Source organism: Streptomyces melanogenes (assembly GCF_014649795.1).
GTDB lineage: Bacteria > Actinomycetota > Actinomycetes > Streptomycetales > Streptomycetaceae > Streptomyces > Streptomyces noboritoensis.
In genome coordinates, this window is record NZ_BMTS01000010.1 from 256,312 (window position 1) to 272,258 (window position 15,947).

Genomic DNA, 15,947 nt, shown 5'->3' on the forward strand with positions numbered 1-15,947 from the left:
CCGCGACCCCCGTCAGGAGGCGACCGGCGCCAGCCGTGCGTCGCGGCGCACCAGCGCGGCGTACTTGCCGTCCTGGTCGAGCAGTTGCTCGTGGGTGCCGCGCTCGGCTATCCGGCCGCCGTCCAGGACGACGATCTGGTCGGCGTCGCGGACGGTGGAGAGCCGGTGCGCGATGGTGAGCGTGGTGCGGCCCGCCGAGAGGGCGTCGATGGCCTGCTGCACCGCGTGTTCCGTCCGGGTGTCCAGCGCGCTGGTCGCCTCGTCGAGGATGAGGACCGGCGGGTCGCGCAGGATCGTCCGGGCGATGGCGAGCCGCTGCTTCTCGCCGCCGGAGAAGCGGTAGCCGCGCTCGCCGACCACCGTGTCGTACCCGTCGGGCAGGGAGGCGATGTGGTCGTGGATCTGGGCCGTGCGGGCGGCGGCCTCCAGCTCCTCGTCGGTGGCGTCGGGCTTGGCGAAGCGCAGGTTGTCGGCGACCGAGGCGTGGAAGAGGTAGGTCTCCTGGGAGACCACGCCGACCGCGCGCGCGAGGGTGTCGAAGTCCAGGTCGCGCACGTCGACGCCGTCGAGCGTGACCCGCCCGCCCGTCACGTCGTACAGCCTCGGCACCAGATAGCTGAGCGTGGACTTGCCGGAGCCGGTGGGGCCGACGACGGCGAGGCTGCCGCCGGCCGGGACGGCCAGGTCGACCCCGCTGAGGGTGGGGCCGCTCTTCTCGTCGTAACCGAAGTCGACCGACTCGAAGCGGATCTCGCCGCGGACCTTCTCCAGGCGGACCGGGTGCTCGGTCTCGGTGATGTCGACCGGGAGGTCGAGGTATTCGAAGATGCGCTGGAAGAGGGCGAGCGAGGTCTGCATCTGCACGCCGGTGGAGAGCAGGCTCACGGCGGGCCGGAACAGGCCCTGCTGGAGCGAGACGAACGCGACGAGCGTGCCGATGGAGATCGAGGGGCCGCCGGACTGGAGGGCGATGCCCGCGGCCCAGTAGATGACGGCGGGCATGGCGGCCATGACGATGCCGATCGTCGACATCCGCCACCGCCCGGCCATGCTGGAGCGCACTTCGAGGTCGACCAGCCGCTCGGACTCGGCGGCGAAGGACTTGGTGAGCGAGTCGGCGCGGCCCATGGTGCGGCCGAGCAGGATGCCGCTGACCGACAGCGACTCGGTGACCTCGGCGGCCATCGCGGCCATCTGCTTCTGGCGCTGGGTGGTGATCCTCTTGCGCTCGCGCCCGACCTTGCGGCTGATCCAGACGAAGACCGGCAGCAGGAGCAGCGAGACGGCGGTCAGCCGCCAGTCGAGCGCCAGCATGGCGACGACGGTGGCGACCACAGCCGTGAGGTTGGAGACGAGCGAGGTGGCGGTGGAGGTGACGGTCGCCTGCATGCCGCCGATGTCGTTGGCGATGCGGGACTGGACCTCGCCGGTCCGGGTCCGGGTGAAGAAGGCGAGCGGCATCCGCTGGAGCTGGGCGTAGACACCGGTGCGCAGGTCGTGCATGACGCGCTGGCCGACGGTCGTCGAGATCAGCGTCTGCAGGACGCCGAAGACGCCGGTGACGACGGCGGTCGCGAGCATGCCGAGGGCGAGCAGGCTGAGCAGCCCGGTGCGGCCCTGCGGGATGGCGACGTCCAGGATCTCGCGCAGCAGGAACGGCGAGGCGACCGAGACGAGTGAGGACGCGGCGACCAGCAGGCCGACGATCGCCAGCCGGCCGCGGTAGGGGCGGAAGAGCCGCAGGATGCGCCGCGTCTGGGCGGGCGGCTGCTCGCGGTCACGGGGCGGGGGCGTCCAGGAGGAATCCTCGGGGTGCATGAGCTCCTTCGAAGGGTGGGACGACAGGACGACGGCGTCACCGCGGCGACGCCACTGACAGGACTTTGTGGAGCATAGCTCACTGTTACCTATACTCACAATGTACAAGGTCCTGTTATTGTTCCCGTATGAGCACCACCGACGCCGACGGCGTGCTGGCCGAGCAGCTGCTCCGGCTCACCCGCCGACTCCACCGCATCCACAAGCAGCACCTGGAGCCGGTCGGCATCACCCCTGCCCAGTCCCGGCTGCTGCGGACGGTCGCGCACTACGAGAGCCCGCCCCGCATGGCCGATCTCGCCGCCCGTCTGGAGGTGGTCCCGCGCGCCGTGACCACCCTGGTCGACGGGCTGGAGGAGAGTGGCAACGTGCGCCGGGTCCCCGACCCGACCAACCGCCGCGTGGTGCGCATCGAGCTCACCGACACCGGCCGGGCGACGCTGCGTTCACTGCGCGGCGCGCGCCGGGGCGCGGCGGAGGAGATCCTGGCGCCGCTGACCGCCGACCAGCGCGAGGTGCTCGGCGGACTGCTGTCCGCTCTGGTCGACGGAGTGCCGGAGCGCCGCTGCTGAGGGGATCCGCCGCATGCCGCTCCTGGAGCCGAAGCCGCAAGCCCTGCGCCCCTCCGGGCGGCGCACCGCGTCCCCGGACCGGGTCCCCGACCGGCTCGCGGACGGCACTCCCGAGCCGCTGCGCGGTGAGCTGACCGCACTGCTCGGCGCCGACAAGGTGCTGTGGAAGGTCTCCGACCTGGTGCGGTACGCCTCGGACGCCAGCCCGTACCGGTTCGTCCCCCAGGTCGTGGTGGTCGCCGAGGACATCGACGACGTCTCGGCCGTCCTGTCGTACGCGCACGGCAAGGGCCGCGAGGTCGTCTTCCGGGCGGCCGGCACCAGCCTCAACGGCCAGGCGCAGGGCGAGGACATCCTGGTGGACGTGCGCCGCCACTGGGCCGGGATCGAGGTCCGGGACGGCGGCGCCCGCGCCCGGATCCGGCCCGGCACGACCGTCGCGCGGGCCAACGCGGCGCTCGCCCGGCACGGCCGCGTGCTCGGCCCCGACCCGGCCAGCGCGCTCGCCTGCACGATCGGCGGGGTCGTCGCCAACAACGCCTCGGGCATGACGGCGGGCACGACCCGCAACTCGTACCGCACGGTCGCCTCGCTCACCTTCGTCCTGCCGAGCGGCACCGTGGTCGACACCGGCGACCCGCGCGCCGACGAGGACCTGGCGCACGCCGAACCCCGCCTTTGCGCGGGCCTGCTGGAGCTGAAGGCGGAGATCGAGGCGGACCCGGAGCTCACCGCCCGGATCCGCGCCAAGTACACGATCAAGAACACCAACGGCTACCGGCTGGACGCGTTCCTCGACGGCTCGACGCCGGTGGAGATCCTGCGCGGGCTGATGGTCGGCTCCGAGGGCACCTTCGGCTTCATCTCCGAGGTCGTCTTCGACACCGTGGCGCTGGAGCGCCTGCTCAGCACGGCGCTGCTCTTCTTCCCCACGCTCCCGGCCGCCGCCGCGGCGGTGCCGCTCTTCAACGACGCCGGGGCGCTCGCCGTGGAGCTGATCGACGGCAACACCCTGCGCGCCTCGGTGAGCGTGGCGGGCGTCCCCGCCGACTGGGCCTCGCTGCCCAAGGAGACGGCCGCGCTCCTCGTGGAGTTCCGCGCACCGGACGAGGCGGGCCGCGAGGCGTACGAGGCGGCGGCCGCCGGGGTGCTCGCCGGGCTCGACCTGGTGGCCCCGGTCGCCTCGGTGACCAACGCGTTCACCCGGGACGCCGAGGCGATCGCCGGGTACTGGAAGGCCCGCAAGGCGTTCGTGACGGCGGTCGGCGGCTCCCGACCGGCCGGGACGACGCTGATCACCGAGGACTTCGCGGTGCCGCCGCCCCGGCTCGCCGAGGCCTGCGAGGCGCTGCTCGCGCTCCAGGAGACCCATGGCTTCGACGCGGCCGTCGCGGGCCACGCGGCCCACGGCAACCTCCACTTCCTGCTGGCGTTCGACGCGGCCGAGCCGTCCGACGTCGAGCGGTACGCGGCGTTCATGGCCGACTTCTGCCGCCTCACCGTGGAGCGCTTCGACGGCTCGCTCAAGGCCGAGCACGCCACCGGCCGCAACATCGCGCCGTTCCTGGAGCTGGAGTGGGGGCCGAGGGCCACCGAGCTGATGTGGCGGACCAAGCGGCTCATCGACCCGGACGGGGTGCTCGCGCCGAGGATCGTCCTGGACCGCGATCCGCGCGCCCATCTGCGCGGCCTCAAGACCATCCCGAAGGTGGAGCTGATCGCGGACCCGTGCATCGAGTGCGGCTTCTGCGAGCCCACCTGCCCCAGCCGTGACCTGACCACCACACCCCGCCAACGGATCGTGCTGCGGCGGGAGATGATGCGCCAGGGCGACGGCTCACCGGTCCAGGACGCGCTGCTCGACGCGTACGGATACGACGCCGTGGACACCTGCGCGGGCGACTCGACCTGTGCGCTCGACTGCCCGGTGGGCATCGACACCGGCGCCCTGATGAAGCACTTCCGCCACCTTCGGCACAGCCCGCGCGAGGAGCGGGCGGCCGCGCTGACCGCCCGGCACTTCAAGGCCGTCGAGGCCTCCGCGCGCCTCGCGGTGGCCGCCGCCCGCACCATCGGCGACCGCATCGGCGACCGCGCCCTCGCGCGCGTGACGGGTCTCGCCCGCAAGGCGGTGCGCCCCGATCTGGTGCCCGAGTGGCTGCCCGAGATCCCGGGCGCCGCCGCCCGCGCCCTGCCCCGTACCCGACGGGTCGGCGCGAGCGCCGTGTACTACCCGGCCTGCGTCAACCGGATCTTCGGGGAGCCGGAGGGCCACCGGGGCCCGTCGCTGCCGCAGGCCGTGGTGGCCCTCGCCACGCGCGCGGGGAAGCCGGTGTGGATCCCCGAGGACGTGGCGGGCACCTGCTGCGCCACCATCTGGCACTCGAAGGGGTACGAGCTGGGCAACGCCGTGATGGCCAACCGGATCGTCGAGGCCGCCTGGGGCTGGACGGCCGGCGGCACGCTCCCGCTGGTCGTCGACGCCTCCTCCTGCACCCTGGGCATCGCGCACGAGGTGGTGCCGTATCTCACCGCGGACAACCGGGAGTTGCACGCCGCGCTGACCGTCGTGGACTCGGTGGTGTGGGCCGCCGAGGAGCTGCTGCCGGAGCTGACCGTGCTGCGCCGGGCGCGCTCGGCCGTGCTCCATCCGACCTGCTCCATGCGGCATTTGGGCGACGAGGCGCAGCTGCGCGCGGTCGCCGAGGCCTGCGCCGAGGAGGTCGTGGTGCCGGACGACGCGGGGTGCTGCGCCTTCGCGGGCGACCGGGGGATGCTCCACCAGGAGCTCACCGGAGCGGCCACCGCACACGAGGCCGACGAGGTGACGGACCGTCACTTCGACGCCCATCTCTCCGCGAACCGGATGTGCGAGATCGGCATGGAGCGCGCGACCGGCCGCGCCTACGTCTCCGTACTGCTGGAGCTGGAGCGTGCGACCCGGCCAGGACCGGAGTATCTGCGGCGCACCTGAGCCGTGTGCGGGGCGACGGTGACTGACGGGCCGTCAACGACCCGTCCGGGTGCTTTCCCCGCGCCTCCCACGACCCGGGCGTATCCGGACGTACCGTGACGGGGTGCAGCGGTGTACCTTCCCGGGGCGGCCCCCAGCGTCGACAGGCCCCCTTGCGCGGCAGCAGCCCCAACAACCATGGTCCTTACCGAGGTTCGTGTAACGCCGCGCAGAAATCAGCTCCCTCTCTTTCCAGGAGACTCGATGAACGACGCAGCTCCGCAGAACCACGACATCAGCCGACGCGACGTCCTGTGGACGGCGGGGGCCGCGGGCGCCGGGATCGGAATCGGCGGCCTGGGCACGGGCAGCGCCTCGGCCGCCGAACAGGCCGCACAGGCCCCGGCCCAGCCGCAGGAGGTGCCCGCGCCGAAGCGTCAGGGCCGGACCATGATCGGGGTGCCGTTCCAGCGGCGCTCCACGGTCCGGGTGGGCCTGATCGGTCTCGGCAACCGCGGCGGGAGCATGATCGACCTGTACCTCGCCGTCCCCGGGGTGCGGGTCGTGGCGCTCTGCGACCCGGTGAGGGCCAAGGCGGAGAGCGCCGCCGCCAAGGTGGTCGCGGCGGGCCAGCCCGCGCCCGCCGTCTACGCCAACGGCGACCACGACTACGAACAGCTCCTGGGGCGCCATGACATCGACTTCGTGCACATCGCCACGCCCTGGGACTCCCACTTCGACATCACCAAGGCGGCCCTGCTCAACGGCGTGCACGCGGGCGTGGAGTGCCCGGCCTCGATGCGCATGGACCAGCTGTGGGAGCTGGTCGACCTCTCCGAGCGCACCAGACGCCACTGCATGCAGCTGGAGAACTGCTGTTACGGCAGGAACGAGATGCGGGTGCTGCGGATGGCGCACGCGGGCAAGTTCGGCGAGCTGCTGCACGGCGCGGGCGCGTACATCCACGATCTGCGCGGCCTGATGTTCGACCCGAAGTACTACGAGGGGCCCTGGCGGCGGCTGTGGCACACCCGGCTGCGCGGCGACCTCTACCCCACCCACGGCTTCGGCCCGGTCGCCAACTACATGGACGTCAACCGCGGCGACCGCGTGGTGTCCATCGTCAGCGTCGGCACACCCGCGCTCGGCCTCGCCGAGTACCGCGAGGCCCACATGCCCGCGGGCGACCCCAGCTTCAAGGAGTCGTACATCGAGAGCGACCGGACGATCAGCCTGGTGCGGACCGCCAAGGGCCGGGTGATCCGCCTGGAGCACGACGTGTCGACGCCGCACCCCTACAGCCGCATCAACAGCCTCGGCGGCACCAAGGGCGTCTTCGAGGACTACCCGGAGCGGATCTACATCGAGCCGGACCACCACGACGACAACTGGGGCGACTTCTCCAAGTACACCGACTGGGACCACTGGCTCTGGAAGGAGCACGCCAACCCGCCCGGCGGGCACGGCGGCATGGACTACATGCTGGTGTTCCGCACGATGCAGTGCATGCGCCTCGGGCTCGTCCCGGACTTCGACGTGTACGACGCGGCCGCCTGGTCGGCGCCGGTGCCGCTGAGCCACCTCTCGCTCAAGGCGAACGGCGCACCCCAGCAGATCCCCGACTTCACCCGCGGCGACTGGCACAGGTCCCGCCCCGGAATGGACTCCGAGAAGCCGTCGGAGGCCTGAGACCGCGGGGCCCGTGCTTGGCGGCGAGCACGGGCCCCGCACCCGCCGTTCAGCAGCGCCGCAGGTCCTCGGTGAGGGTGCCCTGGACGGTCTGCAGGCTCCGGTCGTAGCAGCCGTCGGAGCCGTACAGCCGGTAGCGCTCGGCGGAGGTGCCGGTCGCGTGCCGCTGGTCGCGCGGGACGTTCATGGTCCAGGAGGCGTCACCCCGGTAGGTGTCGTCCAGGTGCGACCACGAGGCGGTCCGGCCGCCGCGCAGGGTGGCGGTGTCCGCCCGGTCCCCGAGGGTGATCACGGTCCGCAGCCGGTTGTCCGCGCCGATGGTGATGGTGCCGTCCATCGTGTACGTACGGTGCACGCGCGCGGTGACGGCCGGGCCGCGCCCGTCCGTGGTGACCGCGCTGTCGTCGGTCCAACTCCCCTTCAGGGCGTCGGTGTTCTCGCCCTCGGTCCAGCGGTGGACGGTGTCGGCGGCGACGCTACGGGCGACCGTGGTGGTGACCCGGCCGTGCGAGGTGTTCAGATAGCCCGCCGTGGTCAGCCGGTGGCTCGCCTTCGCGTCGAGGCGCAGCTCGGTTCCGGGCGTGTACGTGGTGGAGTCGGCGGGCGCGCTCTCCTCGTGGCGGGTGAGCGCCCCGGTGACGACCTCGCTGCCCCGGTCCTGCCAGACCAGTACGTTGACCGGCGTCGACCAGCCGGACTGCCCCTCGGGCACCCCGGCCACCGACACCTCCACCTGGTGCGCGCGGCCGTCGTCGAGCAGCGCCGCGTACGGCGTCAGGTCGTACTCGATCGGCCGTACGTCGAAGGCGTGGGGCGCCGGGACGACGTACCAGAGGAAGGGGTTGGACCAGCCGCCGGTCCATACGTTCGGGAACGGCGAGGCGATTCCGGCGAGTTGGCCGTCGACCTTGATCCGCACCTCGCGGTTGGGTCCGGCGGCCGCCTTGCAGGAGTAGGGCGCGGGGTCCGGCACCGCGAGGTACCAGAACTCCTCGCAGCCGCCGCCCGAGCCGGTCGCGTACACCTCGGCGACGATCCGCTCGGAGTTGCGCGGCGTGGTCAGCGCGGTGCCGTCCAGCGGCAGCACCTTGTCCGGCGTCGCGGCGGGCTTCACCCGGCCTTCTGCGGCATAGAAGGTCAGCGTGACCTTGACGTCGATGACGCCGGTGTACGTGTCGTCGACGACGTTGCCGATCAGCATCTCGACGGGCTGCGCCAAGCGGAAGGTGTCGCTGTAACGGGTGACGTCCTTCTCGACGTTCCAGACGATGCCGTCCGGTGAGGGCTCGGGCGTCGAGGTCCGCAGCACCTCGACGCCGCCGACGTGGAGGTAGCCGAGCCGGTCGTACTGCCTGCCCTTGACCTTGCCGTCGAGCCGCAGCACCACCTTGCTCCAGCGGTCGCCGCACCCCTTCGGCGGCGCGTAACTCCCCTTGTACGGCGTGAAGTCGCGGAACTGCGCCTGCGCCAGGGTGACTTGGCAGCTGCGGGTGTGCGGCACGGCGACCGGCGGGGCGGCGGTGACCGGGTCGTGCCAGTCGGTGCCGAACTCGGCGGGCGGCTCGGCCGGCTGTGCGGCGGAGGCCGCCGGGCCCGCGCCGAGCACCGCCCCGGCGGCGAGCAGTACCCCGCCGATCATGGACATGATCTTTCGTGGTCTCATGCGTCAGGAGTGAAGCGCGAGGAGGCCCCGCGCGCCAGGGGCGGGCCGCCTATCTTGGCGCGTTCCGGCCGCCACGGCGGAAAAATCAATTGCCCCGGGGCCCGTCGGAAGGCGAACCTTGCACGGTTTGAACCACTCTTTCCGATCCTTGGGACGTCATGCAGATTCGCGATCTTCCTTATACGGATCCAGGCGAACCGGACGTCCGCTCGGGTCCCCGCTTCCTGCTGTGGCTGGGCCGCCAGCAGCTCGCCGGACAGCTCAAATCGACGGCCTGGGGGCTGCTGCACCAGTGCGGCCTCGCCGGGCTCCCGCTCGGCGTGGGCATCGCCGTCCAGGCCGTGATCGACCGCTCGGGAACGCGGCTCGCCCTCGCGGGCGGCCTCATCGCGCTGCTCGGCGTGGCCATCGCGGTCGGCGACACCATGCTGCACCGCACCGCCGTGACCAACTGGATCACGGCCGCCGCGCGCGTCCAGCAGCTGCTCGCGCGCAAGACCGCCGAGCTCGGCTCGGTACTCACGCGCCGGGTCGCGGCGGGCGAGGTCGTCGCGGTCTCCACCGGCGACGTCGAGAAGATCGGCTGGTTCGTGGAGGCGCTGTCGCGGTTCGCGGCGGCGGCCACCGCACTGGTGATCATCTGCGTCGGCCTGGTGCTGTACCAACCGGCGCTCGGCGTCGTGGTCGCGATCGGCGTGCCCGTACTGGCCCTGGCCGTCCTGCCGTTGCTGCCGCCCGCCACCCGGCGGGCCGACGTCCAGCGCGAGAAGGCGGGCCGGGCCACCGAGCTGGCCTCGGACACCGTGGCCGGGCTTCGGGTGCTGCGCGGCATCGGCGGCGAGGAGCTCTTCCTCGGCCGCTACCGCGAGGCCTCCCAGGAGGTCCGCAGGGCGGCCGTGCGCAGCGCCCGCATGTGGTCGCTGATCTCGGCGGTCCAGGTGCTGCTGCCGGGCGTCCTGCTGATCGTGGTGGTCTGGTACGGGGCGGCGCTGGCCCGCGACGGCCGGATCCAGGTCGGTGAACTGGTCACCGTGTACAGCGCGGTGACGCTGATGCTGTTCCCGCTGCGCCACTTCGAGGAGATCGCCATGGCGTACTCCTTCTCGCGGCCCTCGGCCAAGCGCGCGGCCCGCGTGCTGGCGCTGGGCCGGGCCACGGACCCGTCCGGGACGGACACGGGGGTGCCGTCCCGGACGTCCGACGGCCCGTCCGGCGACCTGTACGACCCGGCGACCGGACTGCTGGCGCCCGAGGGCCGGTTCACGGCCGTCGTGTGCGGCGACCCGGACGCGGCCGGACGGCTGGCCGAACGCCTCGGCGGGCACGCCGCCGAGGCCGACGAGCTGCCGTCCGCCCTGCTCGGCGGGGTCGCGCTGGACGGGCTCGCGCTGGACGCGGCCCGGGCCGCCGTCCTTGTCCAGGACAAGGACCCGGTGCTGCTCTCCGGCACGCTCCACGAGCTCCTGGACGTGCCCTCGTCCGGGAAGGTCGCGCCCGACGAGGCGCTGGCGGCGGCGCAGTGCGGCGACGTGCTCGACGCGCTCGCCCAGGCGTCGGTGGACACCGACGGCGACCCGATGCGCACCCGCATCACCGAGCGCGGCAGGTCGCTCTCCGGCGGCCAGCGCCAACGCCTGGCCCTGGCCCGGTCGTTGGTGACCGACCCGGAGGTTCTCGTCCTGGACGAGCCGACCTCGGCGGTCGACTCGCACACCGAGTCACGGGTCGCGGGCGGCATCAAGCGGCTGCGCGCGGGCCGTACGACGGTGGTGTTCTCGTCGTCGCCGCTGCTGCTCGACCTGGCGGACCGGGTCGTCCTCGTGCACGACGGCGAGGTCGCCTCGGTCGGGGTGCACCGCGAACTGCTGCGCACCGACACCCGCTACCGGGCGGTGGTCACGCGCGAGACCGACGAAGAGACAAAAGCACTTCAGACATGGGAGGAGACGGCATGATCGGCGTGGCGGCACCCGAGTACGACCCGGCGGCCCCGCAGTCGGCCACCACCCTGCCCGTCGGCACCCCGGCGACCGTCCGGGCGTACGTAGGTCAGCTTCTGCGGCGCCACCGCAAGGCGTTCGCGCTGCTCATCGGGGTCAACGCGGTCGCGGTGATCTCCTCAATGGTCGGCCCGTACCTGCTGGGCGGGATCGTCGAGGACCTCTCCGACGACGTCCAGGACCTCCATCTGGGGCGCACGGCCGCGCTGTTCGGGGGCGCGCTGGTCGTGCAGACCGTCTTCGTCCGCCTGGTGCGGCTGCGCGGCGGGATGCTCGGCGAGGAGATGCTGGCCGATCTGCGCGAGGACTTCCTGGTGCGGTCGGTCGGGCTGCCGCCGGGCGTCCTGGAGCGCGCGGGCACCGGCGATCTGCTGTCCCGGATCACCACGGACATCGACCGGCTGGCCAACGCGATGCGCGAGGCCGTGCCGCAGCTGGCCATCGGCGTGGTGTGGGCGCTGCTGCTCATGGGCGCGCTCGGGGTCACCGCGCCGCCGCTGGCCCTTGCGGTGCTCGTGGCGCTGCCGCTGCTGGTGGCGGGGTGCCGCTGGTACTTCCGGCGGGCGCCCTCGGCGTACCGCTCGGAGGCGGCCGGTTACGCCGCGGTCGCGGCCGTGCTGGCCGAGACCGTGGACGCGGGCCGGACCGTCGAGGCGCACCGCCTGGGCGAGCGCCGCATCGCGCTCTCCGACCGGCGGATCACCGAGTGGACCGCCTGGGAGCGGTACACGCTGTGGCTGCGGTCGGTCCTGTTCCCCGTCATCAACCTCACCCACACCACGATCCTGCTGGCCGTCCTGATGATCGGCGGGACGTTCGTCCTGAACGACTGGCTCACCGTCGGGCAGCTGACGACCGGCGCGATGCTCGCGATGATGATGGTCGAGCCGGTCGGACTGATCCTGCGCTGGTACGACGAGCTCCAGGTGGCCCAGGTCTCGCTGGCCCGGCTGGTCGGCGTCCGCGACATCGAGCCGGACGCGGGCGACGCCGAGGTGCACCCGGACGGCCGGGACGTCGAGGCGGCCGGGGTGCGCTTCGGCTACCGCGAGGGCGTGGACGTACTGCACCAGGTGTCCCTGTCGGTGGCGCCGGGCACCCGGCTGGCCCTGGTGGGCCCGTCCGGCGCGGGCAAGTCCACGCTCGGGCGGCTGCTCGCGGGCATCTACGCCCCGCGCGAGGGCCGCGTCACGCTCGGCGAGGCCGAGCTGTCGCGGATGCCCGCCGAGCGGGTGCGCGAGCACGTGGCGCTGGTCAACCAGGAGCACCACGTGTTCGTGGGCTCGCTGCGGGACAACCTGCTGCTCGCCCGGCAGGGCGCCGGGGACGCCGAGCTGTGGGCGGCCCTGGGCGCGGTCGACGCCGACGGCTGGGCGCGGGCGCTCGACGACGGCCTGGACAGCGAGGTCGGCTCCGGCGGGCTCTCCCTCACCCCGGCCCAGGCCCAGCAGATCGCGCTGGCCCGGCTCGTCCTGGCGGACCCGCACACGCTGGTCCTGGACGAGGCGACCTCGCTCCTGGACCCGCGCGCCGCACGGCACCTGGAGCGCTCGCTGGCGCGGGTGCTCGACGGCCGCACGGTCGTGGCGATCGCCCACCGCCTGCACACCGCGCACGACGCGGACGTGATCGCGGTGGTCGAGAACGGCCGCATCAGCGAGCTGGGCAGCCACGACGCCCTGGTCGAGGCGGACGGGGCGTACGCGGCGCTGTGGCGGTCCTGGCACGGGTGAGACGCCCTCGCCGGGCGGCGGTCAGTCCGGGGGCGCGTCCCGCGGACCGGCCTCCCCTCGGGACAGCCACTTCTCGATCACGATCAGCAGCGCGTCGGTGTCGACCGGCTTGGTCAGATACGCGGATGCGCCCGCCTCGATACTGCGCTCGCGGTCGTCCGCCATCGCCTTGGCCGTGAGCGCGACGACCGGCAGCGCCTCGTAGCCCGGAATCCGGCGGATCCGCTTCATCGCCTCGTTGCCGTCCATCTCCGGCATCATCACGTCCATCAGGACGAGGCCGACGCCGGGGCGGCCTTCGAGCATGTCGATCGCCTCCTGGCCGCTCTCCGCGTACCAGACGGTCAGCCCGTTCTGTTCGAGGACGGAGGTGAGGGCGAAGACGTTGCGTACGTCGTCGTCGACGACCAGGACGTGCTCGCCCGCGAACCTGCCGGTGAACAACGGAAGCAGGGCGGGCGTCTCCTCCGGCAGCGGATCGACGTCGTCCGACGTCTCCGCCACCGGCCCCCGGGGCAGGTCGAGGGTGAACGTCGAACCCCGGCCGACCTCGCTCTCGCAGCGGATCTCGCCACCGAGCAGCCCGGCGATCTCACGGCTGATGGACAGACCGAGCCCCGTACCGCCGTATCTGCGGCTCGTCGTGCCGTCGGCCTGCTGGAACGCGTCGAAGATCACCTGGATCTTGTCGGCGGGGATGCCGATCCCGGAGTCGGAGACCGAGAACACCATCCGGGGGCCGAGCCGGCCGACCCGCAGCTCCACGGCCCCGTCCGCGTCGGTGAACTTCACCGCGTTGGCGAGCAGGTTGCGCAGCACCTGGAGCAGCCGCTGCTCGTCGGTGTACAGCTCCGTGGACACCCCGGGCGCCAGGCTCACGGAGAAGTCGATCCCCTTGTCCTCCATCAGCGGGCGGAACGTCGCCTCCACATGGTCCAGCAGCGCGGCGAGCCCGATCCAGGTCGGCGCGACCTCCATCCGGCCCGCCTCCACCCGGGTGAGGTCCAGGATGTCGTTGATCAGTTCGAGCAGGTCGGAGCCCGCGCGGTGGATCGTCTCGGCGAACTCGATCTGCCGTTGCGAGAGGGTGCCCTCGTTGTTGTCGGCGAGCAACCTGGCGAGGATCAGCATGGAGTTCAAAGGGGTGCGCAGCTCGTGCGACATGTTCGCCAGGAACTCGGACCTGAAGCGCATCGAGACCGCCAGCAGCTCCGCCCGCTCCTGCAGGATCTGGCGGGCCTCCTCGATCTCGTGGTTCTTCACCTCGATGTCCCGGTTGGCGCGCGCGAGGAGTTCGGCCTTCTCCTCCAGCTCCGCGTTGGAGGCCTGGAGCGCCTGCATCTGCCGCTCGGTGCGCTCCTGTTCGCGCAGGACCGCCAGGCTCCTGCGCATCAGCGCCCCCACCTCGGGCGGAATGTCGTCGGGCCGTTCGTCCAGCCACCGCTGCGCCTCCGCGACCCGAGGGGCCGACAGCAGGTCGCCCTCGGTGGCACGCTCCTCGGCGACCGCCAGCCACTGCTGGAAGTCGGCGTCCTCGTCGACCCAGTCGGCCAGCCGCTGCCAGCCCCGGATCAGCGCCTCGTGGGCGATCTCCGCCGTACCGGGACCCTCCGGGCCCAGCACGACCAGTCGCCGCTCGGGGTCGGCCATCAGCTGGGCCACGTACCAGTCGGCGCCGAGGTGGACGCGCCGGGCCGCGACCCGTACCGCGCTGGCCGCGCCGCCCCGGGCCCGGATCATGGAGAGCAGTACGCGCCGGATCCGGGCCGCGTCCAGGGTCTGGGCCAGGAAGCGGTAGACCTGCTCGGCATGGCGGTTGAGGGCGCCCGAGACGCCGCCGAGGCCGTGGTAGCTGTCGAAGCTGATCCGGCGCTCGCGCTGCATCGGCCAGAGCTCGGTCAGCGCGAACTCCAGGAGCGGCAGTCCGCCCGGCCCCTTGCTCGCCTCGGCCGCCACCGCCTCGGCCAGCCCCTCGGTGAAGGTCACCCCGGCGAGCGCGGCCGGTTCGACGATCACCCGGGTCAGCGCCGCCTCGTCGAGCGGGGAGACGTTCAGCTGCCGGTCCTGGAGCCGCGGCCCGATGTCCGCCAGCTCCAGCAGATCGGGCAGGAAGTCGGAGCGCAGGGTGCAGACGAGACGCACGTCGGGGCTCTGCACCGTCTCGGGCGGCGGGAAGGTCTGCTGGAGGAAGCGCACCGGGTCCGCCCCGTCCGTACCGGCGCTGAACACCTCCTCGAACTGGTCGCCGATGAGCGCGAGGCGGCGGCCCGTGAGCACCGACACCCGGGTCGCCACCGGCCAGAAGCCCTCCTCGCGCAGGGCGTGGCAGCGGTTCTCCAGCTGTTCGAGCGAGTGGTCGCCGCCGGGGCACTCCAGGTCGAGCAGGGCCCGGGCCAGCGCGTCGTACGGCGTGGCACCCGGGCGGAAGGTGGCGACCGCCCAGCCGTCCGCCAGCAGCCCCGGTTCGAGACCGGCCGCCACCAGCGAGGACTTGCCGACCCCGGACGGGCCGGTGACGACGACCAGCGGCCGGTCCTTCACCATCGCGCGCAGCCCGGCGATCTCCCGCTCGCGGCCGACGAAGAGCCCGGCGCGGGCGTCGGCGGCGGTGAAGGACCGCAGGCCCCGGTAGGGGCAGGGCGGCAGCATGCTGTCGCCGAGGACCTCGGGCCAGGCCGCCGACACCTCGGTCATGGGCACCGCGTACGCGTCGCCGGCGCGGCCCTCCCGCCCGGCGACCGCCAGCATCCCGACGACCGCGTCGCCCCACGCGTCGCCCACGATCACCGGGGCGCCGCTGTAGCCGGGCTGGGCGCGCAGCGCCGACTCGCTCTCGGCGTCGAGCTGGACCAGTCCCCCGCCGACCGCGCCCCGCAGCCGACAGGACGACCAGGCGCCGCTGGCGGTACGGAACGGGCTCGCCGGATAGCCGAAGACCCCGGCCCGCACGTCCTCGGCCCCACCGCCCGGCACCGCGACCAGCCGGGCGGGACCGGCGCCGACCGGCAGCGTGTCGCCCACCACGACGAGCCCGGCCGTGTCGCGCCCGCCGAGCCCGGGCGCCGCGGGCGGGTCCCAGGCGGCGACCCGGCACTCGCGCAGCGGCGCACCCTCGGCGTCCCCCAGGAGCGGGAAGTCGACGCGGATCCTGGCGCTGTCCGGCGGCCGCTCGCGGTCGGCCTCGTCCCGGCCGAGCGCCGCGTTGATCACATGGGCGCAGGTCACGATGTGCCTCTCGCCCACGACACAGCCGACTCCGGCGGCCATCGGGGGTTCGGCCGTGGCGTGCCGGATCCTGACGACGAAGCCCTCGCGCCGGGTCATGCTCCGGCGCGGTGCCGGCCGAGCCGGACGGTGCGGTCCGCCTCGGCCGTCCCCTCGGCGATGAGCACCCAGGACCCGCCGCCCTCGCCGGTCTCGAACACGGCCGGCACCTCGCTGCCGTGCGCCGGCGGCATCGTCGGAATCTGCCCCATGCGGTCGCCCCGCCGCCCTCACTGCCGTACGAGCGCGGCGCAT

Annotated in this window: 9 protein-coding genes; 5 read left to right on the forward strand and 4 right to left on the reverse strand. The window is 73.0% G+C overall.

The genetic code is table 11. The features are described 5' to 3' along the window. Window positions 1-12: 12 nt before the first annotated feature. Window positions 13-1,818, reverse strand: a complete 1,806-nt coding sequence (locus IE252_RS22890) for an ABC transporter ATP-binding protein (protein WP_190091315.1) — start codon at window positions 1,816-1,818, stop codon at window positions 13-15. Window positions 1,819-1,946: 128 nt separating this feature from the next. On the opposite strand from IE252_RS22890, the gene IE252_RS22895 reads away from it, so the two are divergent. The 3 genes from IE252_RS22895 (at window position 1,947) to IE252_RS22905 (ending at window position 7,032) form a co-directional block, all read left to right on the forward strand. Next, complete coding sequence (locus tag IE252_RS22895) at window positions 1,947-2,390, forward strand: MarR family winged helix-turn-helix transcriptional regulator (RefSeq protein WP_190091316.1); 444 nt, start codon at window positions 1,947-1,949, stop codon at window positions 2,388-2,390. A 13-nt stretch (window positions 2,391-2,403) separates the two neighbouring features. After that, entirely contained in the window at window positions 2,404-5,364 is a 2,961-nt protein-coding gene (locus IE252_RS22900) for an FAD-binding and (Fe-S)-binding domain-containing protein (RefSeq protein ID WP_190091317.1), read from the forward strand. A gap of 243 nt (window positions 5,365-5,607) precedes the next feature. Beyond that, window positions 5,608-7,032 (forward strand): Gfo/Idh/MocA family protein, encoded by a 1,425-nt coding sequence (locus tag IE252_RS22905; protein ID WP_190091318.1) that lies wholly within the window; start codon window positions 5,608-5,610, stop codon window positions 7,030-7,032. 49 nt (window positions 7,033-7,081) lie between these two features. Here IE252_RS22905 and IE252_RS22910 read toward each other — a convergent pair whose 3' ends face one another. Beyond that, window positions 7,082-8,695 carry a peptide-N4-asparagine amidase gene (locus IE252_RS22910; protein WP_308434553.1) on the reverse strand — a complete coding sequence of 538 codons (1,614 nt, stop codon included), beginning with the start codon at window positions 8,693-8,695 and terminating at the stop codon, window positions 7,082-7,084. A 158-nt stretch (window positions 8,696-8,853) separates the two neighbouring features. Here IE252_RS22910 and IE252_RS22915 point away from each other — a divergent pair, with 158 nt between their 5' ends. Both IE252_RS22915 and IE252_RS22920 read left to right on the forward strand, forming a co-directional pair. Further along, window positions 8,854-10,650, forward strand: coding sequence for an ABC transporter transmembrane domain-containing protein (locus IE252_RS22915; RefSeq protein WP_190091319.1), 1,797 nt, complete (start codon window positions 8,854-8,856; stop codon window positions 10,648-10,650). After that, a complete protein-coding gene (locus tag IE252_RS22920) occupies window positions 10,647-12,428 on the forward strand; it encodes an ABC transporter ATP-binding protein (protein WP_190091320.1) in 1,782 nt (593 codons plus the stop codon). Before IE252_RS22915 ends, IE252_RS22920 begins: the two co-directional genes overlap by 4 nt. A gap of 21 nt (window positions 12,429-12,449) precedes the next feature. Here the strand turns inward: IE252_RS22920 and IE252_RS44160 are convergent, their stop codons facing one another. Both IE252_RS44160 and IE252_RS22930 read right to left on the reverse strand, forming a co-directional pair. Continuing rightward, window positions 12,450-15,752 (reverse strand): nSTAND1 domain-containing NTPase, encoded by a 3,303-nt coding sequence (locus IE252_RS44160; protein WP_190091321.1) that lies wholly within the window; start codon window positions 15,750-15,752, stop codon window positions 12,450-12,452. After that, entirely contained in the window at window positions 15,749-15,904 is a 156-nt protein-coding gene (locus IE252_RS22930) for a hypothetical protein (protein WP_190091322.1), read from the reverse strand. Before IE252_RS22930 ends, IE252_RS44160 begins: the two co-directional genes overlap by 4 nt. Window positions 15,905-15,947: the final 43 nt, after the last annotated feature.